We start from the raw sequence: 21,555 nt of genomic DNA on the forward strand, positions 1-21,555 counted from the left end.
CGAACGATTAAACTGTCGCTGCAATGAGAAGCGGCAGTTTTTTTGCTTGGGCTGCGATTATGCCGGAGCTACGTTTTCTAATCCGCCGAATCGTGATACTATGAGCATAGAACGTACATTCTTATTGCAGGAATGATAAGGGAAGGAAGTCATTTGATGCCAAGCAAATTGACGAAAGAGCAAAGCGACTATCTCGTGTCGAAAATACAGCGGTTTTTCGCTGAACAACGCTCGGAAAACCTGGGCAATCTGGAAACGGAAGAGATGATCGAGTTCTTTTCCAAAGAACTGGGGCCGTTTTTTTACAACCAAGGAGTACAGGATAGCCGCAAGCTTTTGCTGGAACGGATGAGCGCACTGGAAGACGAGCTGTACGTCCTGGAGCAGCCCGTCATGAAAAAGCGATAGCAGATGAAAGAACGAGGGAGGGAGCAGCCATGAACCGTTCGTTGAAAGATAAGCTGGCTGTGCTGCCAGAAAAACCCGGCTGCTACCTGATGAAAAATGCAAGCGGGGAAATTATTTACGTCGGAAAGGCTAAAGTGCTGAAAAACCGCGTACGCTCCTACTTTACGGGTAGCCATAACGGGAAGACGCAGCTTTTGGTCAGCGAGATCGTCGATTTTGAGTACATTGTGGTAGCCTCGGCGATTGAGGCGCTGCTGTTGGAGTGCAACCTGATCAAAAAGCATGACCCCCGCTACAACGTCATGCTGCGCGATGACAAGACGTATCCGTACATCAAAATCACGAATGAAGAACAGCCTCGTCTGGAGATTACTCGCAAGGTGCTGAAGGACAAAGCCAAATATTTTGGCCCGTATCCAAACGCTGGTGATGCTTCCGAGGTGAAGAAGCTGCTGGACCGGCTCTATCCTTTGCGCAAATGCCGCAACATGCCCAAACAGGTTTGCTTGTACTACCATTTGGGCCAATGTCTTGCTCCCTGTGTGTACGAGGTTTCGGCAGAGGAAAACCAGCGACTGGTTGACGAGATTAGCCGATTCCTCGACGGCGGTCATGATCAGATGAAGCAGAGCCTGACCGAGAAAATGCTACAGGCGGCAGAAGCGATGGAGTTCGAGCGGGCCAAGGAACTGCGGGATCAGATCAAGAGCATTGAAGCGGTGATGGAAAAGCAGAAGATCACGTTTACCGACACGGTAGACCGCGACATTATCGGCTTTGCGGTAGAAAAGGGCTGGATGTGCATTCAAATTTTTTACATGCGCCAGGGCAAAATGATCGAGCGGCAGACGACCTCTTTTCCATACTATGGCGGCGAAAGCGAAGACTTCATGTCGTACGTCACCCAGTTTTACTACGACAAGCAAAACGCGCTGCCAAAAGAAATTTTGCTGCCGGAGGAAAGCGAGCCGGAGCTGCTTAGCGAATGGCTCGGGGTCAAAGTATTGACACCGAAGCGGAGCAAAAAGCGCGAGCTGGTCGAGATGGCCTGTGAAAACGCGCGCATTGCCCTCCAGGAGAAGTTCGCGCTGATGTCCAAAGATGATGCGAGGACGATTCAGGCTGTGCACAATTTGGGGCACGTGCTGGGGATTGGCGTTCCCCATCGGATCGAGGCGTTCGACAACTCCAACATTCAAGGAACAGAGCCGGTGTCTGCGATGATCGTGTTTACAGACGGTCGTCCGGACAAAAAGGAGTACCGCAAGTTCAAGATCAAGACGGTCGAAGGCCCCGACGATTACGGCTCCATGCGCGAAGTTGTCCGCAGACGCTATTCGCGGTTGTTGAAGGAAAACCAGCCGTTGCCGGACTTGATCGTCATTGACGGAGGCAAGGGCCAAATCAGCGCTGCCATGGACGTCCTGGAGAACGAATTGGGGCTGTATATTCCGGTCTGCGGCTTGGCGAAGGATGAAAAGCACAAAACGGCGCAGCTGATGTACGGCGATCCGCCAGAACCCGTGAATCTGAAGCGGGACAGCTATGAGTTTTATTTGCTGCAACGCATTCAGGACGAGGTTCACCGTTTTGCGATCACGTTCCACAGACAGTCACGGACGAAAACGATGCTCTCCTCCCAACTGGATGAAATTCCGGGCATCGGCGAGAAGCGGCGCAAGCTGTTGTTTACCCATTTTGGCTCGCTGAAAAAAATGCGCGAAGCGACTGTGGAGGATTTCCGGCAGCTTGGGATCGGCGACAAGCTGGCCCGAGAGATCATCACTCATTTGCGCAAGCTGGAATCGTAACGGTTTTGCAAAAAGCGATTGAACCGCTCGGATTCCCATGATATAATGCGTTTCAAACAGAATAGTTAGCCTCACTTCCATTTATGGAGTGAGGTAGAGGCGCGAAAACCATGAGTACCACCTTGAGATCGGGTATCTGTGAAGGGAACGGGAAAGGGGGATTCGCCGAAGTGTGGAGAAAAACCCGTTTGTCTCCATGCTGGGTCTGCATTGAACAAGTGCAGGACTGTCATCTGGCTCTTGACCGGCGCCAGATGGAGAGCTATCTCACGGTGTGTCGATGTGAGCGGTGACAGGGATTTGCCTTGTCATGTGCTGCCATGGACCGCGTGTAATTGGGAGGGAGGAACCGGTATGTCGAAACAGTAGGCAGCGGCAGGTACTTATTCCTTGTCGGTGCCTTTTTTATACAGACTTTTTCCAGTAAAAATAGAGAGATTCATAAAACGGCAGCAAAAGATACATTCTACAATCATTGGATATGAGAAAAGGGAGAGAAGCCGCATGGGGTTGATCGTGCAGAAATACGGAGGCACCTCTGTAGGGACCATTGAGCGAATTTTACGAGTTGCAGATCGAATTGCCAGTTACAAAGAAGAAGGGCACGATGTGGTGGTCGTCGTATCTGCGATGGGCAAATCTACAGACGTATTGGTAGATATGGCCAAACAGATCAGCGCCTACCCGTCCGAGCGAGAGCTGGATATGTTGCTGACCACGGGGGAGCAAGTATCTATCGCCTTGCTTGCAATGGCCTTGCACACGAAAGGCTACGATGCGATTTCTTTGACAGGCTGGCAGGCTGGAATCACGACGGAAGCGATTCATGGCCGGGCGCGAATCAAACAAATTGATTCTGAGCGCATCCAGGCAGAAATAAGCCGCGGACGTGTTGTGATCGTAGCAGGTTTTCAAGGTCTCAGCGACGAAGGAGAAATTACGACGCTCGGCCGGGGTGGTTCGGATACATCGGCAGTTACGCTGGCCGCCAGCTTGAATGCAGACAAATGCGAGATTTTCACGGATGTGTCCGGTGTGTACACAGCCGATCCGCGGATGGTGCCAGCGGCAAGCAAGCTGGACATGATCTCGTACGACGAGATGCTTGAACTCGCGAATCTCGGAGCGGGAGTTCTTCACCCGCGTTCGGTGGAGGCCGCGAAGAAATACAAAGTACGGCTGGTCGTCCGCTCCAGCTTTACTGCCGAAGAAGGTACGTACGTTGAGGAGGTTGCCAACATGGAAACAGGAAGAGTAGTAAGTGGAGTCGCGCATGACGAGGATGTAGCAAAAGTCACGGTTGTCGGTATGCCTGCGAAGGTTGGGACTCTTTCCCGCCTGTTCAATACGCTGGCGGACAATCAGGTGAACGTCGACATCATTATTCAAAGCTCCTATGACGCAGCAGTGACGAATATTTCCTTCACGGTTGCTGCGGATGACTTGAAAAAGGCATTGGACACGTTGGAAAACCACAAAGCAGAGCTTGGCTTCGAAAAAGTCGATTACGAGCAAAACCTGACCAAAGTGTCCATCGTAGGCTCCGGCATGGTCAACAATCCGGGAGTGGCTGCCGAGATGTTCCGCGTTTTGGCAGAAAAAGAAATTTCTATTAAAATGGTTTCAACTTCAGACATCAAAGTTTCTTGCGTCATTCCTGCCGGGCAGACTGAGCTTGCTGTCCGCAGCCTGCACTCGGCATACGGACTCGATGTGGAAGAGACAGCAGTGGTGCACGGAATCTAGGCAGCGAATGCTCCCTCGCCTGTAGGCAGAGGGGGCATCTTTTTGACCTGACAAGACACGCCAGTCCTGACAATTATTGCGCTGCCAATGGTTGGCATGAAGGATCACTTTGGAGTATGGGCGCGTATCATGATCGTAGAACTACTCTCGACCTCTAGCCGGGCAAAGGTGTCTTTTCCTTTCCATTGCTCAATGCTGCCAGCAATGATGCCTGCTTCGAGCGACAGGGAGCGGCTGAGGCGTTCCGGTGTTTGGTAGTTGTGGATCGTATGGGTGAGTTTGTAGACGATGGTTTCGGCAGACTCTTCCAAAAGATCAAGCTGTCCCAATCCGAGGCGAATAAAAGGCATAATCGGACCTGTGGAAGACTGGATGGGGATTTTTCGCCCGAGGTCTTTTCCCAGCCAGTACAAAATTGGACTCTCGCTGTCTCCGAGCAGGCTGTTCGTCAATGTCTCGCGTAGCAGATGGTAGCCGAGGTAGGGCATGTTCATTCTTTCCGCTACGGGAATCGTTTGCGGCGGCAACAGTGCTGCCAGCTGATCGGTTTGGTTCATGGCGCTTCCCTCCTGTTTGTAAGAGAGTATGAGAGAAGCCCGGACTCTATGACCGATTCATAGAAAAAATAGTGAAATTGAACAAAGTTATTCTATCAATGTATTTAGTCTATTGATTGTCTTGACGCTCTCTGTCGACAAGAGTACAATTGGATTTGGTCAAAGTTTTGCCCAACTTTTTTTCGTATTTTGACACATTCCGACAAAGTTAGGCGTGAGAGGTTCTAACGGCTTTTTGGCATGTCTAATAGGGTAGGCAATGGGTTAGGATATGGGAGAAAGGTCCATAAAAGAGCGCTACATACACTGAAAGGGGGACCATTGTATGGCGAAAGGCCATAGCTTTCTCAGTCACAAGCTGCACTCACTTCTTGGTTTGTTTCCGATCGGGCTCTTCCTGCTGTTTCACTTGACAGCCAACTATCAAGCGACCCACGGAGCAGAAGCGTTCAACCAGACTGTTGGTCTGATTGAAAAAGTTCCACTTCTCTTGATCGTTGAATTCGTTTTCATCTACATCCCGATCCTGTTCCACGCTATTTACGGTCTCTACATCGCATTCCAGGCAAAACAAAACGTGGGGAACTTCAGTTACTTCAGAAACCAAATGTTTCTGTGGCAACGCCTGACAGGAGTCATTACCCTCATTTTCATTGTTTGGCATGTGTGGTCGACACGTATCCCGAAAGCGATGGGTGTAACCGTAAATTTTGACATGATGGCTGACATTCTTAGCAGCCCAGCAATGATCGTATTCTACACAATTGGGATTATCAGTACGGTTTTCCACTTCTCCAACGGAATCTGGTCGTTCCTGGTTCACTGGGGAATTACAGTTGGACCACGTTCCCAACGAATTGCAACATACTTCACTATGGTCGTATTCGTAGTTGTAACCTTCATCGGATTGCGTGCGATGTCGGCTTTCATTCTGTAGGGATAGGGGGACTCAATCATGGCAAAAGGTAAACTGATCATTGTCGGTGGTGGTTTGGCCGGCTTGATGGCTACCATCAAAGCAGCAGAAAAAGGCGTTCCCGTCCAGCTGTTCTCCCTGGTTCCGGTAAAACGTTCCCACTCTGTATGTGCACAGGGCGGTATCAACGGCGCGGTAAATACCAAAGGGGAAGGCGACTCCACTTGGGAGCACTTTGACGATACAGTATACGGCGGAGACTTCTTGGCAAACCAACCGCCTGTAAAAGCAATGTGTGATGCAGCACCTGGAATTATTTACATGCTTGACCGTATGGGCGTTATGTTCAACCGTACAGCAGAAGGTCTTCTGGACTTCCGTCGTTTCGGAGGAACCAAGCACCACCGTACTGCGTTTGCAGGCGCGACTACCGGTCAACAATTGCTGTACGCTTTGGACGAGCAAGTACGCCGTTATGAAGCAGAAGGTCTTGTAACCAAGTACGAATATTGGGATTTCCTCGGAGCCGTTTTGGACGATACAGGAACCTGTCGCGGGATTACCGCGCAAAATATGCGTTCCGGTGAAATTCAATCCTTCCGTGCAGATGCTGTCATTCTGGCAACAGGCGGACCTGGTATCATCTTTGGTAAATCGACCAACTCGATCATCAACACGGGTACAGCAGCGTCTGCGGCTTACCAGCAAGGCGTTATCTACTCCAATGGTGAGATGATCCAGATTCACCCGACAGCGATTCCTGGCGACGACAAACTGCGTCTGATGTCTGAATCTGCGCGCGGTGAAGGCGGACGTGTATGGACATACAGAGACGGTAAACCTTGGTACTTCCTGGAGGATAAATATCCTGCATACGGAAACCTGGTACCGCGCGATATCGCGACTCGCGAAATCTTCTCTGTCTGCGTAGACATGAAACTGGGTGTCAACGGCGAGAACATGGTATACCTCGACCTGTCCCACAAAGATCCAAAAGAGCTGGATGTAAAACTGGGCGGTATTATCGAGATTTACGAAAAATTCGTTGGGGATGACCCACGCAAAGTACCAATGAAGATTTTCCCTGCGGTTCACTACTCCATGGGCGGTATGTGGGTAGATTACAACCAGATGACCAACATTCCTGGTCTGTTTGCAGCGGGTGAGTGCGATTACTCCCAGCACGGCGCAAACCGTTTGGGTGCAAACTCCCTGTTGTCCGCGATCTACGGCGGTATGGTTGCCGGTCCGAAAGCTATCGAGTACATCAAAGGCTTGAACCAATCTTCGGACGACCTGTCTTCTACTCTCTTTGACAGCTACACAAGCAAAGAGCAGGCGAAATACGACGGCATCCTGAAAATGGACGGAACAGAAAATGCTTACCTGATCCACAAAGAGCTTGGCGAGTGGATGACAGACAACGTAACGGTAGTTCGCTACAACGACCGTCTGGAAAAAACAGATGCCAAGATTCAAGAGTTGATGGAGCGTTACAAAAAAATCAACATCAACGATACAAACAAATGGAGCAACTCCGGTGCTTCCTTTACCCGTCACCTGTGGAACATGCTGGTTCTCTCCCGCGCGATCACAATCGGTGCGCTCATGCGTAACGAAAGCCGCGGTGCTCACTACAAACCAGACTTCCCAGAGCGTGATGACGAGAACTTCATGAAGACAACCATGGCGAAGTACAACCCGGAAACAACTGCGCCAGAGATTTACTATGAAGACATCGATGTTTCGTTGATTGCACCACGGAAACGTGACTATACGTCTGACAAGAAGCACTAAAAGAGGAGGAAACTGATCATGGCAGAAAAATTGATTCACCTGATTATTACCCGCCAAGATAGCCCTGACAGCACTCCATACAAGGAAGAGTTCAGAATCCCGTACCGCCCTGGTATGAACGTCATTAGTGCACTGATGGAGATTCAACGCAATCCGGTCAATGCACAAGGCCAGAAAACCGCTCCGGTAAACTGGGAATCGAACTGCTTGGAAGAAGTATGTGGTGCGTGCTCGATGGTGATCAACGGTAGACCACGCCAAGCTTGCTCGGCGCTGGTAGACAAATTGGAGCAGCCGATTCGTCTGGAACCAATGAGCACATTCCCTGTACAACGTGACTTGTCGATTGACCGCAGCCGCATGTTCGATGCGCTGAAACGCGTAAAAGCGTGGGTTCCAATCGATGGTACGCACGATCTGGGACCAGGTCCACGCATGCCGGAAGTTGAGCGCCAATGGGCGTACGAGCTGTCCAAATGCATGACGTGCGGTGTTTGCCTGGAGGCTTGCCCGAACGTGAACTCGAAAGCCGAGTTTATCGGACCGTTCGCAATCTCGCAAGTTCGTCTGTTCAACCAGCATCCAACTGGTATGATGAACAAGCATGAGCGTCTGGAAGCACTGATGGAGGATGGCGGTATCGGCGATTGCGGTAACTCGCAAAACTGCGTGCAAGCTTGTCCAAAAGGCATCCCGCTCACCACTTCGATCGCTCACATGAACAAAGAAACAGTCAAACATGCTGTGAAGAAGTTCTTCTTCTCCTAAGCTGTTGCCAAAAGAAAAGGCGTGCGCCGGTTACCCGGAATGCACGCCTTTTTGTCTTGCTTCCTGGACAGCCGCAACTGCCAGTTTTTCAAACATGTACACGAACTGCTCCCATTCCTCATCCGTGAAATGAGCAAACAGTTGCTTCAACGCCTCCAGCCGATTTTGCTTGGCTTTGGTCAAAATGCTTTTTCCGTGATCCAAAAGACTGATGTACACGACGCGCCGATCTTCCTCATCGCGGTCGCGGCTTACGTACCCGTGCTTGTCCAGGCGATCAATCATGGCAGTGATTGCGCTTGGTTTGACATTCATGGAATCGGCCAATTCTCCGACGGTGCATCTTTGGCGTTGCTCCAATTGATGGAGAATATAAAACTGCGGTCCGGTCAAACCTGCCACAGGCTCGGCCAACTGTGACCCAAGTGTGCGCATAATCGTGCGGAATGCCTCTTGCAGGCGATCTATTGACTCAGGAGAGGGGGAAGACATGCTGAATTTCAGCTCCTTACAGCATAGTAGCAATATAGTAACGAGGAAGTTTCGTACAGGAAATATTTAACGTAATTAAATATAGGCCGAATCACCTGATTTGTCAACCTTACGGCAAAAGACGAGAATACCCGAGCGGTTCCCAGTGAAAACTGATACATAATGGGTGTACTTCCAACAAGGGGGCAAACGATGAAAAAACAGGTGATCAGCTTAGGGTTAGCGTTGGTTTTGCTTCCCGTAACAACCGTGAATCAGACGCAGGCAGACGTGTTCGCTTCTGGCGACTCCGCTGTTCTGCCGCGTGTGGTCATGCAGGATTTGGCGGAAATGAAGCAGCCATTACATACAAGTCATTCAGCAGAGACGGCAGGGAGCGGACAGCGGGCAAGCAGCGCCAATGAGTGGCAGCGCTCGGAGTCGGTTCCACTGGGCGAACAAGCTGTGCAAGCGCAAGTGTCCACCCTGGAGATGATCGAGGCTGGCCGTGCCTGGCAGGAAGCAGGCGTCAAAGGGGAAGGGATGCTCGTCTCCGTCATCGATACAGGAGTGAACCCGCGCCATCCTGACTTGCCAGCGCCGCACGACAAGCGGTTGGCGGTGCAAAAGTCCGGTTCGGCCCAAAAGGTGATTCCAGGCTTCAACTGGGCGGACCGCAACCAGACGACGGAAGATGTCGCCGAATCCCAACACGGCATCCACGTGGCCGGGATCATCGCCGCCAACGGGAAAATCAAAGGAGTTGCACCGGAAGCGCAAATCATGAGCCAGAAAGTCTTTTCCAACTATCAGGGGGAAGTGCCTGGCCTCAGTGAGTCCATCCTGTTTGCGATCAACGACTCGATCACGAAAAAAGCGGACGTCATCAACCTCAGTCTCGGCTCCTCTGCCGGATACGTGGATGAGTCAAACGTCGAGCAGATGGCCGTGAAAAAAGCCGTCGACAATGGCGTGATCGTCGTGGCTGCTGCGGGGAATGACTCTTATTTTGGCAGTGACAAAGTTCGGGCGCAAAACCCGGACGTGGCGATGATCGGTTCTCCCGGGCTCAGTCCGGACGCGTTTTCCGTTGCTTCTGTCAACGCGACGACACTTGCGGGCAACAGCTTTTCCGTCCAGGGTGTATCAGGGCTGGAACGAGTCGTATACTTGCCGGGGCACGTGGAGAGCGGGGCAGCGCTCAATCCGGTCGTGTCTCTCCTGAAGCCGTATCCGCTCGTCTACATGGGCAAAGGCAAAAAAGAAGACTACAACGTCTCGGTCAAGGAAAAAATCGTGCTGCTGGAGCGCGGCGACATTTCTTTTGACGAAAAGCTGCGCCTGGCGAAGGCGGCGGGTGCTGTCGGCGCGATCATTTACAACAACGAGTCAGGGCCGCTGATTATTAGCGCGGAGCATTTGAAGCAAATTCCTGCCGTCGCTGTGCTCAAGCAGATGGGGGAGCAGCTGGCGCAGGCAGTGAAAAAAGGCAAAAAAGTAACGGTCACCTTCAATGGCGAATACGCGCAAAATCCGATGCCGTACCCGGATGGCGGAACGATTTCCGGCTTCTCTTCCTGGGGACCGACTCCCGATCTGCAATTCAAGCCGGAGATTGCGGCACCGGGCGGAGGCATTTTGTCGCTTGTGCGCGATTCGGAGTACGCCGTGAAAAGCGGAACCTCGATGGCGACGCCGCACGTGGCGGGCGGGATGGCGCTGCTCAAGCAAGCGTATCAAAAGCAAGGGCGCAACCTGCAAGGACGGGCTTTGGTGGAAACGTTGAAAGCAGCGGCGATGAACACGGCCGAGCCTGTGCTCGATCCGCGAGGGAGCGTGGCTGCATCCGACAAGGCCAAGGTGAAAAAGGTTCCGTACAGCCCGCGCGTGCAAGGAGCGGGCTTGATGCAAATCGCCAAGGCGATCCAGACTCCGGCGGTAGTCGTAGACGCGAAAGGAAAAGCAGGCGTCTCGCTCGGAGAGATCAGTCAGACGACGACATTTTCGCTGTTTGTCGATAACAAGTTTGGGAAAAAGCCGCTGACGTATCAGATTCAAGATGAGTTCGGCGTCATGACCGATTTGCGCAAGGATGGCCTGAATATGCTTACGGAAACCGCTCTGGAAGGGGCACAGCTGCGTTTTTCCGCACAAAAGGTAACCGTGGAGCCAGGGAAGCGAGCCGAGGTCAAAGTGACGCTGGCGATTCCTCAGACAGCAGCGCGCAACCAGTTTGCGGAAGGATTCATCGCCTTTTTGCCGGAGGAGAAAGCGCTGCCTGTCTTGCGCGTGCCGTATTTCGGCTTTTTCGGGGACTGGGATGAACCGCGGATCATGGATCAGCCCGTGTGGGAGGCTGGCAGCCAGGAAAAGCGCACGGGCGTCAAAACAACCTGGTTCCACGATAAACGCAATGACAAATGGCGTTACCGCGATTATTTGGGCGTGACGGGTGCCAAAGATGACGGCACGGCACAGATTGATCCGAACCAGATTGCGTTTTCGCCAAACGGAGATGGACATTACGATATCGCCGCTCCTTCGATTACGTTTTTGCGCAACGCCCGTCAAGTGATCGTGGAGGTCATCGACCAGTCAGGCAAGCCGGTACGGACACTTGTGCGCGATGAAAAAATCAGCAAGTACGACCAGTCCAAGCTGGGAACGCCTTATTACTACACGGAACGGGAAGCGTGGAGCTGGGATGGCAAAATCTTTTCCCCGCAAAAAGGCAGCTATGTGCAAGCGCCAGACGGAGCGTACCAGTTTTTGATCAAGGCAAAGATCGACGGCAGGCAAACGAATTGGCAGACGATGACACTGCCGATTCGCGTAGACACGAAACCGCCTGTCGTGACCGCGTCTGTCTCCGGCAACAAAGTGCAGTGGAGCAGCCGGGACAAAGATGTGCAAGGCTATTTGCTGTACGTGAACGGCAAGAAAGTAGGCGGGCCGTACTCCGCGAAAATTACGAGTACGCTGGTCAACCAGCCGGAGAAAAAAATCAGCGTAGTGGCCTTTGACTACGCCGGAAACATCGGTGTGGCGAATGTAAACGGCAAGAGCGATACGGTGCCGCCGTTCGTAGAATTTCCGGATGACCTGTTCAGCTATTTGAAAATATCGAAGCAGCCGGATGTCGCCTTGCGCGGGAAGGTAGCAGGCGAGGAGCTGCTCGACCGAGTTCGTTTATCCATCAACAAAACACCTGTGAAGCTGGAGGCAGACGGTTCGTTCGAAACGATCCTGAGACTGCAAGAAGGATTGAACTACGTCGTCTACAGCGCTGCTGACATGTACGGCAATACAAGGCAGTTCACGCAGCGCGTCATCGTCGATACAAGCCCGCCGATGCTGCAGCTGCAAAACGACGGCTCCGAGGACATTCAGTTTGACCCGGCAACGAAAACGATGCTCGTGCCGATTCGCTTCATGTACCGCGATCAAACGTACAAGGGGCAGGCGAGCGTCAACGGACAGATCGTTTCCAACTTCGAGGAAGACCAGTTGGAAATACCTGTGCACAAAAATTTGACGCACGTTTTGCCGATGAAGCAAGGAGAGAACCGCGTCCTGATCGAAGGAAAAGACGGGGCAGGCAATCAAAGCTCGCTGCTGCTATACGCGTACGTGGATGCAAGCGCTGGAACGGTCGTGCTCACCTTGGGAGAGCAACGGCTGAACTATCGGGCGAGAACGGTAGCCGCGCCTACGATTCAATTGATGAAACAACAAGTGGAGAGCCAGGAAGGCGAGACGCTGCCGATCGAAGGCAAGGTGACAGGTGCAGGCCCCGTCCATGTGCAAGTCATGTACAAAGAGCAGCCGATTGCTGCGGATGTGAATGACCGTGGAGGGTTCCGCCTGGTGCTGAATCGGGTGGAGGAAGGGAAGCAAAAGCTGACTGTGATCGCAACCGACTCGCTGGGACGTGAAGTGCGCGCCGAAATGAACGTGATCGGCAAAAGGAAGCAGTAAGGATGGCCCGGCGCAGCGAATTATCGCTGCAGCCGGGCTTGCTGCTTTAGGGGGAAACAAATTCGATGTTTTATCACGGAATCAAGTGGGAATATGTTAGAAAAGAGTATCCACTGCTCTCGCCCAGACGAATTGCCGGGAAAAACGGCAAGGCGCAATGCATGGATCGGCTGCACCTGCTTCAGCAGTTCGGACTGGAGCCTGTCCATTTGCTCGAAGCAGACGATAGCTATCCGGATGAGCGCTGTATAGCAGAGTGTCTCGCATTTGGCGATACTGTTTTTGCATTTGAGCGGCTCAGTTTGCCGATGTGGCAGCTAAGCCGGCATGAGGTAGGCGTAGAAGTGTTGGATCTGCGTACGTGCTCGGCTATCTATACCAAAAGGCATGATGCAAAAGTATGGGAATTATTTCCGGGAGTTCGGCGGATAAGTGACCTTTTGCCTATGAAGTTTTTGTGATAGTCTTGCATCTGCCAAATATCGACATTATGATAGTCCTATAGCAGAGATAATTGCCCGGGAAAGGAAGAGATCGCAAATGATAGTCAAATACCTAGATCCATTTCTTGAATCAGCCTCCTCTGTGATTCAACAGGTATGTAACGTAGGCATTTCGCGTGGGGAATTGGCTGAGAAGGAGTGGAGCAATGCGGAGGGTCACACCTGGATTCGGATCGGGATGACAGGGCAATTGCAAGGAGACGTGTTTTTTGGTCTGCAAGAGGATTTGGCTTTGCGCATTGTCTCTGCCATGATGGGTGGTTTTCCGGTGCAGGAGATGGACGAGTTGGGGAAGAGCGCCATATCCGAGCTGGGGAACATGATCTCAGGCAACGCCAGCACCTTGCTATCCAATAACGGTGTGATTGTCGACATTACGCCTCCGTTGTTCGTGCATCATCAAGATTTGAAAGACGTGACGGGAACAGCGCTTACGGCCCCTCTCGATCTGCATGACATGGGCCGATTGGAAATTCAAATTATCGTGATTCGGTAAAAGGCGGCAGCGGCCGTCTTTTTTTGTTTTAGAAGGAGAAACGAATCTATTATCTGAAATATAAAAAAACATAAAATATTTTTTGATTGTATAGATGATTTTTTTTAGATGGTGTATTGTTGGAATTAGTAAGGGGGTAGGAGTGTTTGTCATATGTAAAACAACTGCTTGGGATGTTCTTCCTGGTCATCGTCGTCTGTGGCGGGCCATTTATGCTATATACGGTCAAGGAAGAGATCGTATTCGCACCGGAAGAAATCGTTGTCCACTCTGTCTTTTTGATCCAGCAGATCGCGAGTGGTTCTCTCGGCACCTACTACTTGGGGGAAAATGAGAGAAGCATCGCGGAGGATATCGTCCCGTTTGCCATGAATACGTTTAAGCTCTTGTTTTCCAGCGTCAGCATTGCTGTGGTGGCCAGTCTGGTATTCGGCTTGTTTTTGCAGCGCTTTCGCATGGTTCGCCAGTTGCAAAAGGTTCTGAATCTTGTTGCCACGATTCCCGATTTTATTCTGATTTTTATGTCGATTTTGGCAGCAGTCGGATTTTACAAGCTGACGAATATTCGCATCATCACCTTGTCGCCTACCAGCGACTCCGCCAATGACTGGTTCCCGATGACGCTGCTCGCGATCGGGCCGACGATTTTCCTGATGAAAGTAATCAGTCTGAAATACGTGCAAATCGGCGGCGAAGATTACATTAAGACAGCGCTTGCAAAAGGGATGGGCATTTGGCATGTACTGACCCACCACGTATACAAAAACATCAAGCCGTTTCTCGTGGCCGATTTGAAAAAGACGATTGCGATTACTGTCGCAAACTTGTTCATCGTGGAATATTTGCTCAACGTCGTCGGTCTTACCCGCTTTATTTTCAGCAAGGACGGGGGCTATCAGTTCAATGCCGCGGTCATGGGGCTGCTGGGCATCATTTTGCTCTCGATTCTGGTCTATGTGCTCATCCGCGCGGTGCTGTACCTGTTCGAACGGGTAGCCGTGTACAAATAACGCGATGTTTCGTCGTAACGAGTGAGGTTTTTCTATGCAAAAAGGATTCAACTGGTCTTTGTGGACGGGGAGCATCCTCGTGGTGCTGCTCCTGATCCTCGGTGTGCTCGGGCCGTATATGGCTCCCTATGAGCTGGACTATCAGGAAAAGCTGCGCAACGAGGTCGTAAACGGCAAAACCATCATCATCGCACCGCCATTGCCGCCGTCTGAGGCTCACTGGCTGGGAACGGACAAATGGGGATACGATCTGCTCACACTGTTGTTGCACGGCGCTCCTTATACTGTTTTTGTCACGCTGGCGGTGGCTGCTGTGCGCCTGTTGATCGGGACGTTTCTCGGACTGTATATCGGCATTCAGGACAAGCCGCAGCGCTGGTGGCTCGCCATCGAAAACGCCTGGAGCTACATGCCGATCTTCATCCCCGTCTACTTTTTGCTCAAAGGCATCAATATCAATCCATTGACGCCGACATCGACGCTTGTCCTGTTTTTCATCGTGCTTGTCGGAGTGCTGGGAGCGCCTTCTGTGGCTTCTTCCATCCGTCAAAAGACAGAACAGATCAAGGAATCGCAATACGTCCTGGCGGCTACCTCGTTGGGAGCGGGACGCGAGCAAATCATTTTCCGGCATATTCTCCCGCACTTGAAAGAGCAGATCATTATTATTTTGGTGACAGAAATGGTCGCCATCATGACCTTGATGGGACTTTTGGGGATGTTTGACCTGTTTGTCGGCGGGACGAAAATGACGATGGACCCCGTCCTTTTCCACTCGATCACGCATGAGTGGGCAGGGCTGCTCGGAGCGTACCGGGGGTTTGTTTACAGCAATTACACCTGGATTTTCCTGACGCCGCTGGTTGCTTTCGTGATCGCAATCGGTTCGTTCACGCTGTTGGCGAAGGGATTGCGCGAGAAGTTCGAACAGACGTATCATCGCACGCCGTTTATTTAACCGTAAAGATGATGGAGTTGATGGCCCCGGTCGTGATGGATCGGGGTTTTTGGTGTGGCTGTGCGCCCTGCTGGGACAGGTTTGCGAAGAACGCGGAAAAAGGAGGGGGAAAGAAGGGAGCAGCACACATGCTATGTGAATAGACTGAAGTGTCGGGGGCGGTGTTGGCCTTTGGGTTCCGGCGCCAGCCTCCCCAAGCGGGTAAGTACGCAAGCCTGTTTGGTCAAAGAGACAACCGGCAGACTGCCGACCAACATGATTTTTTCGGAAGTGGCGGGGATGGCTGGAGATGTTTCTTGTGTGGTGTTCGGAACCCATTGCCCATTTTGTGAATAGGATGTAAGGCAAAAGCCTAAAATCCTTGAAATTCCGGCACCATCACCCACCCCCCATCATAGGATAAGGTGACTCTGTAATCCCTCAACCTTGTTCCTGTAGAGCCCACAAGGAGGGGTGGCACGATTGAAGGGTAGCGACCAAACCAAGCCGTTGTTAACGAATCGCGAAAGAGAAGTGTTTGAACTCTTGGTCCAAGATAAGACAACCAAAGAGATTGCCGGACAACTCTTCATCAGCGAAAAGACTGTGCGCAATCACATCAGTAATGTCATGCAAAAATTAGGTGTCAAAGGTCGATCTCAGGCAGTAGTCGAACTCGTTCGACTTGGTGAACTAGAGATTTGAACCCAGTCCACCCAGCCTCCCTTTTCTTCCCATGGTCGGAAGGGAGGGTTTTTTATTTTTGGGGGAAGTCCAGTCAATACAAGCGATTTGGCACACAAGTCAGGCGTTTACTGGCTAGGCGAGAAAGCATAACGTTCACATTCTTCTTACACAATGCGAAGGCAAAGTAGACAGCTTACTTACGGTAACTGAATGCCATCCATTACTTCATCAAATGCCTTAGACCCATCGATTTGGGAGGAGAATGCAATGACGTACCCATCAAGGTCTTTTATCACGATTTCTCGTGCGTTCCAAGGACGAATTACTGGTCCTTCGATTATTTCAGCATTCTTTGCGCGAACTTTCTGGTCAAGTGAATCAATGTCATTCGTTGAAAAATGAATGACAACACCGCCACTGTTAGCTGGTGAGGGCGCAGTCTTGTTTTGAATGAGAAGAATATCTTGGTACTTCGTTCCCCGCAGATGAGCCATTACGACGGACCCATCACCGCCTGGCAGTTCAAACACAGACGAAAATCCCAGCGCTTCCCGATACCATTTTGTTGATTCCTCGACACTTTTCACTTCCAATTTGACGAACATAGGCATAATGTAAAAATCGGACATAGCAGAAACCCCTTTCCCGTTGTGGTTGGAATGATTTAAATAAACGGTAAACGTTGACGCTTGCGTGAAAGCAAGGCTTTTTATGAAAACTATTTTGGGCAAAAAGAGGAAGATTGAACTGAATGCACGGATTTGCTAAGTGGGGATGGAGGGGATTGGGATAAATGGACAACCTGTGAGGTTCCGCTTGCAGCAATCTTTGCTGCCCCATTGTAAGCGTTCTGTGCTTTGGTAAAGAAGTTGCTCTGGGGTTTTACGAGCTGTTACGTTTGAACAGGGAGCAAAGAGTAGGAATGTTTTCGGAAGGTATTGTCGTGACCACAAGGAGGGGTGGCACGATTGAAGGGTAGCGACCAAGCCAAGCCGTTGTGAACGAAATCCTTGGTTCAAGCTAAGAGAACGAAAGAGATTGTCAGCCAGTCTTCATCAGCGAAAAAAGACTGTGCGCAATCACATCAGTAATGTCATGCAAAAATTAAGTATCAAAGGTCGATCCGAGGCAGTAGTCGAACTCGTTTGACTTGGTGAACTGGGCGCATTTTACAAGCAGGAGCACTGGCCTGCTGAGCACGAAACACGGTTTATTCCGCCCACTCTCCGTGGTGCGAACCGGCGTGGCTTTGAAGAGTTGCCTGTTGTGCGGGAATGGCGCGGGCCGCTGTTCAACTCTGTGCTTGCGACTTCCCATAAATATGGCGGGAGCGGCCAACATGCTGGTTGCCAAGAGAGCGGGCAGTGGATTCAAACATCTGAAAAATCCGGCACGAAGCCGGGTAGCCTAGCAGTATCTATTACTGTTTTTCAATGATGGGAGTCGGCAGAGAACAGACTTGGTACCTTTTGATCAAATGCTAAAGTAAAGGAAGGAATCAACTCATTGATCCTCTCTTGCAGATGTGTTGCATCGTGCTCTCCCAGTTCCGCTAAAAGTTGCGTTTCTTCGCGAGATTCATCTCCGGTTAGCAACGTAGTTAGCGTGCGTTGGTTAATGATTTCCTGAGGGGAAAGGACTAATGCGTTCATCATTACATATTGCTGGAACATGGAAAGGTCATGATTCTCCATGGCCTGCTTCACGGCTGTTTTGAGGTATAGATCAAAGTATTTCTGAGCAAATGCCACCCCTTTTAAGGGGATAGCGCCTACATGCTCCACCCCGTTCCAGCGCAAATCGGCAATCGCACTCAACCACCAGGCAGGTTCAATGGCTTGTTGCATCCGTTGCAGCACCTTGCGTTCGAAGTCAGGTTGAAGCAGATCGCCTTTCTGTAAACTGATGTCCAACATTTCGGCTTCAATCGCAGCTACCGTCATGCCTTGCCCATAAATAGGGTCAAAGTTGCAAAATGCATCTCCCAACACCAGCAGTCCCGAGGGCCAATTTTCCATTTGCTCATAATGCTGCCGCGTCGATTCTTCTGCCCGAAAACCACGTGGAGCGCCGATTGGCTCCAACTCTTTGATTAACTCCTTTAACATGGGAGTAGACAAGGAGTACAGCTCTTTTTCATATTCTTCCGGGGCTGTTGGGGGATATTGTTTCCCTCCCGCACGAAACAACAATGCCTGCGCTATGTTATCCTCAATATACAGCAGCCCCACCGCACCCTTGTTGTTAGCAGGATCTCCTTCTGAACTAGCCGACAATTTTTCTGTAAGATGGGCAGGGACTCGGTAATGTCGGGTACTGTACCCAAAACGGACTTTTAAGCGCTCAGGCTCTGGAACAGCATATCCCAGCGCTTCCAGCCATTTATTGAGCTTCGATTGACGGCCGCATGTATCCACTACCAGATGAGCGGCAACGGTTCGCTCCTTGTTCCGTTCCTTTCGTGCGTGAAGGCGAACACCGACAACTTGCCTGTGATCTTCCGAAGCAAGCAGTCCTGTCACTACTTGTTTCGTTACAAAGCGTATATTGGGAATCTTTTGCACACGCTGGCGGATCGCCCATTCCAACAAGGCCCGACTGCTAGATGCATTTTTTTGGCTGCTAACCAATTCAAGTTTTCCATATGCAGTAAATCGAGTCATTTTGCTATTTTGCACGTTACATGCACCGAGATTCAGTAAATCATCGATATATCCTGGGAACAAGCGGTTCATAATCAAGTCCCCACGCGGCAGCACACGATGAGGATGAAAATCTTGTGGGGTACCAGGACGAGTAGATGGCTTTTCTGGCAGCTCATCTTTTTCTACAACCATGACTTCCGCAAAATGACCGGAAAGAACGCGGGCGGCTAGCAAGCCTGCAATACCGGCTCCAATTACAAGTGCTTTTTCTTGCTTTCTTTTGTCAGCTTGCAGTTGTTTGTTCATAGCTTGTTTCCTCCTTAAAATTGATTCGCAGTTCGCCGCGATTCATTAGTTGGAGTTGCAGTGTTTTCAGCAAATGTATCCGAAGCCATACCAGACGTGTTAGTTTGATGCTTCTAATAAATACTTTATGGACAAAAAACGTTCTATGAACAGCATCTGTTTATATTGCCTGATCCGAACAGAAGAAATATGAAAATCGGTTGAGCAAAAGAAAGAGAGAGTATTTGAGGCGGAAGAGTTGGAAAAAGTATTTCAACAACTGGGCAAAATGACTTTTCCTTTTCCTATAACGAACTTGCTCTGGCAGCGGGATGATGAAAAAGTGATATGGAAAGAAGATGCTCAGAGGGCAGCGAAGTGAGCCAAAAAGAAACAAGCTGATGTCGAATGCACGTCCGACGCCAGCTTGTCCATTGGCTGCATGTCATGTGTCTATTGCCCATGCATGCGGCTGTTCCGTGTTCTGTTTTAGCTAACACGCTTGATCAGATTGTTTGATCCTTGCGAGCGAACAATGATCCATCCGCTTGGGAGAGGCGAACCTAGCAGTACCCATTGCTCATAGCCAATCGGAGCGCTCGCAATATTTTTAATGTAGCGCGTATTTCCGTTAGTTCTTGTGATGACCCATCCGGCTGGAATAGGCGAGCTAAGCAGTACCCAGCGTTCGGTGCCAAAAGGAGCATTATTGACGTTCTCGATGTAATTCGTATTTCCGTTGTTTCTGGTGACGATCCATCCGGTTGGAATAGGCGAGCTAATCAACACCCAGTGTTGAGCGCCATAAGCCGCGTTATTGACATTTTGGATGTATTTGGTATTTTCCTGGTATCTCGTCACGATCCATCCAGTCGGGATCGGGGAGCCTCCCAATACCCATAGTTGGGCATTAGCGGGTGCATTGTTCAGGTCTCTGATCAGATTCATGTTTCCTTGATTTCTGACGATGACCCAACCGCTTGGAATGGGCGAGCTAATGGTCACCCAATGCTCTTCGCCGTATGCTTTGTTTGCGATTGCTTTAGCGGGCACTTTGGAAGGAGACTGCTTCGTTTTCCCGTCTTCTTTGCTGAAAGCGGATGCGTAAGCGGTCGTTTTTGCCTGGGGAGATGGCGTTGCTCCATGGGCTTGCGCAGCGAGAGCCGGTACGGCGACAACGGAGCTTAATGTCAGGAGGAGCAAAGATTTCTTAAACATGAACATCACCTTTCTTGATCATAGTAAATGGCGTTTCGACAATATCATCAAGTGGAAGTTAACGGTTGTGGTGTTAATTCCAACATTTACCATTTTAAAGCACGTTCTTTGCCTTTACCTTAGGAGATACTGTCGAATCATGGAATTGATTTACAATATTTTGAACGAGTGTAAAAATAAATAGCGCTCAAAACATGATAGAAACAAGTTTGCTGGTAAAAAAACGCTAACCTCGAAAGCAGTCGGTGGTCGCCACCAAATATAAAAAAAGATCCCCGGAGAAATCCGAAGATTGTTGATGGATTCGCTATTAAGGTGTAGTGCGCGTAATGACATTGCCATGCCGATCCTTTGCCGCTCCATTTACAAAATTTACGTATTTCCCTGGACCTGGGTTGTTGCTTAATTTAGTGTTCATAATCAGGAGCGGATGGTCAGGAGCTGTCGTATCCCCATGCCAATGAGGTAACAAAAGCGGAAGGATTCCACACTGTGCCCTTCATGCCAAAGAAAGCTATGACTTTTTTCGGGTCTGTTTCAGCGATGGTGTCATCGTCGAGCGCTTTGTTGAAGTGGATGATGTATCGCGGGAGGGTACTATTCTCCGCGATCGTGCCAATCGCTGGGCTGGTATCGCTATTCTGGCCTTGTTCCCTCCGGTTATTTTGGAGGGATTTCGTTCGAGCCTACGCCGTGCGGGCGACTTTCAACGCACACGGCGTTCCATCAACGGATAAGAGATCGTTTTACAACGGGCGAATTTAGCATAACGAAGCGAACATTCAGTGTCGTCTAGCGAAAGTTAGCAAACTTGGACAGACTGGGCTGGCCAGGGCAGCGGAGACAGAACGAGCCTTTAGAAAAAGGCACTCATCTCCTTGCATCGAGAGAGAAGAAACCTCATTTCTTTTCCTGATCTTCCCCAGGATTTTCATGCAACCCGACAATCTCAATCACTTCCGCTACAGCTACTTTTCGCGCACCCTCCATGAAATACCCGACAATCCCTGGCTTGATGCGATGGATATGGACGGTTTGGCGCATCTGCGGGAACAAAATCCACATGCGGGCCGTTCCTTCTGCCGGGACTGGAGCAGTCAGATCGCGGATGACATCCCCGTCCGGCGTCTCAAACTCAGGGTGGATAGCGAACAGCTCGATTTTTTCATTGTCGCCGGCATAAGAAAAATCGCTTCGATAGCCTTGAACAGGCGGCAGCTTTCTCCCGCCCTCTGCTTCCGAATAAAAGCGATACTTGACCCGGAAGTCAGCAGGATGCCTCCGCCAATCCTCGTAAGGCGTCCACACAGTCGCCGTCATGA

General features: G+C 50.6%; 18 protein-coding genes, 1 pseudogene and 1 riboswitch. Of the genes and pseudogenes, 13 read left to right on the forward strand and 6 right to left on the reverse strand.

Annotation, left to right across the window (positions count from 1 at the left end; all coding sequences use genetic code 11):
* The first annotated feature begins 156 nt into the window (after positions 1 to 156).
* From EDM60_RS06325 to EDM60_RS06335, 3 genes are all read left to right on the forward strand, one after another.
* Positions 157 to 408: a DUF2164 domain-containing protein gene (locus EDM60_RS06325; protein WP_122963182.1), complete on the forward strand. Its 252-nt coding sequence runs from the start codon at positions 157 to 159 to the stop codon at positions 406 to 408.
* 29 nt (positions 409 to 437) lie between these two features.
* The gene (gene uvrC / locus EDM60_RS06330; protein WP_122963183.1) at positions 438 to 2,219 is read left to right on the forward strand and encodes an excinuclease ABC subunit UvrC; all 1,782 of its coding nucleotides are present in this window, start codon (positions 438 to 440) and stop codon (positions 2,217 to 2,219) included.
* Positions 2,220 to 2,305: 86 nt separating this feature from the next.
* A riboswitch (Lysine riboswitch) is annotated at positions 2,306 to 2,492 on the forward strand.
* Between the two features lie 231 nt (positions 2,493 to 2,723).
* Positions 2,724 to 3,965, forward strand: a complete 1,242-nt coding sequence (locus tag EDM60_RS06335; protein WP_122963184.1) for an aspartate kinase — start codon at positions 2,724 to 2,726, stop codon at positions 3,963 to 3,965.
* A 104-nt stretch (positions 3,966 to 4,069) separates the two neighbouring features.
* Here EDM60_RS06335 and EDM60_RS06340 read toward each other — a convergent pair whose 3' ends face one another.
* The gene (locus tag EDM60_RS06340; RefSeq protein ID WP_122963185.1) at positions 4,070 to 4,522 is read right to left on the reverse strand and encodes a DUF2507 domain-containing protein; all 453 of its coding nucleotides are present in this window, start codon (positions 4,520 to 4,522) and stop codon (positions 4,070 to 4,072) included.
* 325 nt (positions 4,523 to 4,847) lie between these two features.
* Between EDM60_RS06340 and EDM60_RS06345 the strand changes: the two genes are divergently transcribed.
* From EDM60_RS06345 to sdhB, 3 genes are read left to right on the forward strand one after another with little or no spacing between them, the layout of a single operon-like run.
* Positions 4,848 to 5,459: a succinate dehydrogenase cytochrome b558 subunit gene (locus EDM60_RS06345; protein WP_063227193.1), complete on the forward strand. Its 612-nt coding sequence runs from the start codon at positions 4,848 to 4,850 to the stop codon at positions 5,457 to 5,459.
* A gap of 18 nt (positions 5,460 to 5,477) precedes the next feature.
* On the forward strand, positions 5,478 to 7,235 hold the full coding sequence (sdhA, locus tag EDM60_RS06350) for a succinate dehydrogenase flavoprotein subunit (protein WP_122963186.1): 1,758 nt from the start codon (positions 5,478 to 5,480) through the stop codon (positions 7,233 to 7,235).
* 18 nt (positions 7,236 to 7,253) lie between these two features.
* On the forward strand, positions 7,254 to 8,003 hold the full coding sequence (sdhB, locus tag EDM60_RS06355; protein WP_063227191.1) for a succinate dehydrogenase iron-sulfur subunit: 750 nt from the start codon (positions 7,254 to 7,256) through the stop codon (positions 8,001 to 8,003).
* Between the two features lie 30 nt (positions 8,004 to 8,033).
* Here the strand turns inward: sdhB and EDM60_RS06360 are convergent, their stop codons facing one another.
* Positions 8,034 to 8,495, reverse strand: coding sequence for a MarR family winged helix-turn-helix transcriptional regulator (locus tag EDM60_RS06360; RefSeq protein ID WP_063227190.1), 462 nt, complete (start codon positions 8,493 to 8,495; stop codon positions 8,034 to 8,036).
* A gap of 192 nt (positions 8,496 to 8,687) precedes the next feature.
* On the opposite strand from EDM60_RS06360, the gene EDM60_RS06365 reads away from it, so the two are divergent.
* The 6 genes from EDM60_RS06365 (at position 8,688) to EDM60_RS06390 (ending at position 16,103) form a co-directional block, all read left to right on the forward strand.
* Positions 8,688 to 12,452, forward strand: coding sequence for a S8 family serine peptidase (locus EDM60_RS06365; protein WP_122963187.1), 3,765 nt, complete (start codon positions 8,688 to 8,690; stop codon positions 12,450 to 12,452).
* 65 nt (positions 12,453 to 12,517) lie between these two features.
* Positions 12,518 to 12,913, forward strand: coding sequence for a hypothetical protein (locus EDM60_RS06370; RefSeq protein ID WP_063227188.1), 396 nt, complete (start codon positions 12,518 to 12,520; stop codon positions 12,911 to 12,913).
* Positions 12,914 to 12,992: 79 nt separating this feature from the next.
* On the forward strand, positions 12,993 to 13,451 hold the full coding sequence (locus tag EDM60_RS06375) for a chemotaxis protein CheX (protein ID WP_122963188.1): 459 nt from the start codon (positions 12,993 to 12,995) through the stop codon (positions 13,449 to 13,451).
* A 146-nt stretch (positions 13,452 to 13,597) separates the two neighbouring features.
* Positions 13,598 to 14,461 (forward strand): ABC transporter permease subunit, encoded by an 864-nt coding sequence (locus EDM60_RS06380; RefSeq protein ID WP_167470238.1) that lies wholly within the window; start codon positions 13,598 to 13,600, stop codon positions 14,459 to 14,461.
* A 34-nt stretch (positions 14,462 to 14,495) separates the two neighbouring features.
* Entirely contained in the window at positions 14,496 to 15,419 is a 924-nt protein-coding gene (locus tag EDM60_RS06385) for an ABC transporter permease (protein ID WP_122963189.1), read from the forward strand.
* Between the two features lie 462 nt (positions 15,420 to 15,881).
* Positions 15,882 to 16,103: a helix-turn-helix domain-containing protein gene (locus EDM60_RS06390; protein ID WP_003387736.1), complete on the forward strand. Its 222-nt coding sequence runs from the start codon at positions 15,882 to 15,884 to the stop codon at positions 16,101 to 16,103.
* Between the two features lie 179 nt (positions 16,104 to 16,282).
* Here EDM60_RS06390 and EDM60_RS06395 read toward each other — a convergent pair whose 3' ends face one another.
* Positions 16,283 to 16,714 (reverse strand): VOC family protein, encoded by a 432-nt coding sequence (locus EDM60_RS06395; protein WP_122963190.1) that lies wholly within the window; start codon positions 16,712 to 16,714, stop codon positions 16,283 to 16,285.
* A gap of 381 nt (positions 16,715 to 17,095) precedes the next feature.
* On the opposite strand from EDM60_RS06395, the pseudogene EDM60_RS06400 reads away from it, so the two are divergent.
* Positions 17,096 to 17,234, forward strand: a pseudogene (locus EDM60_RS06400) (LuxR C-terminal-related transcriptional regulator).
* A 281-nt stretch (positions 17,235 to 17,515) separates the two neighbouring features.
* Here the strand turns inward: EDM60_RS06400 and EDM60_RS06405 are convergent.
* The 3 genes from EDM60_RS06405 to EDM60_RS06420 all read right to left on the reverse strand — a co-directional run bounded on the left by EDM60_RS06405 (position 17,516) and on the right by EDM60_RS06420 (position 21,553).
* On the reverse strand, positions 17,516 to 19,036 hold the full coding sequence (locus EDM60_RS06405) for an NAD(P)/FAD-dependent oxidoreductase (protein ID WP_122963191.1): 1,521 nt from the start codon (positions 19,034 to 19,036) through the stop codon (positions 17,516 to 17,518).
* Positions 19,037 to 19,504: 468 nt separating this feature from the next.
* Positions 19,505 to 20,233 carry a hypothetical protein gene (locus tag EDM60_RS06410; protein ID WP_122963192.1) on the reverse strand — a complete coding sequence of 243 codons (729 nt, stop codon included), beginning with the start codon at positions 20,231 to 20,233 and terminating at the stop codon, positions 19,505 to 19,507.
* A gap of 900 nt (positions 20,234 to 21,133) precedes the next feature.
* Positions 21,134 to 21,553 (reverse strand): hypothetical protein, encoded by a 420-nt coding sequence (locus tag EDM60_RS06420; protein ID WP_233454122.1) that lies wholly within the window; start codon positions 21,551 to 21,553, stop codon positions 21,134 to 21,136.
* Positions 21,554 to 21,555: the final 2 nt, after the last annotated feature.

Source organism: Brevibacillus parabrevis (genome assembly GCF_003710905.1).
Lineage (GTDB): Bacteria > Bacillota > Bacilli > Brevibacillales > Brevibacillaceae > Brevibacillus > Brevibacillus parabrevis.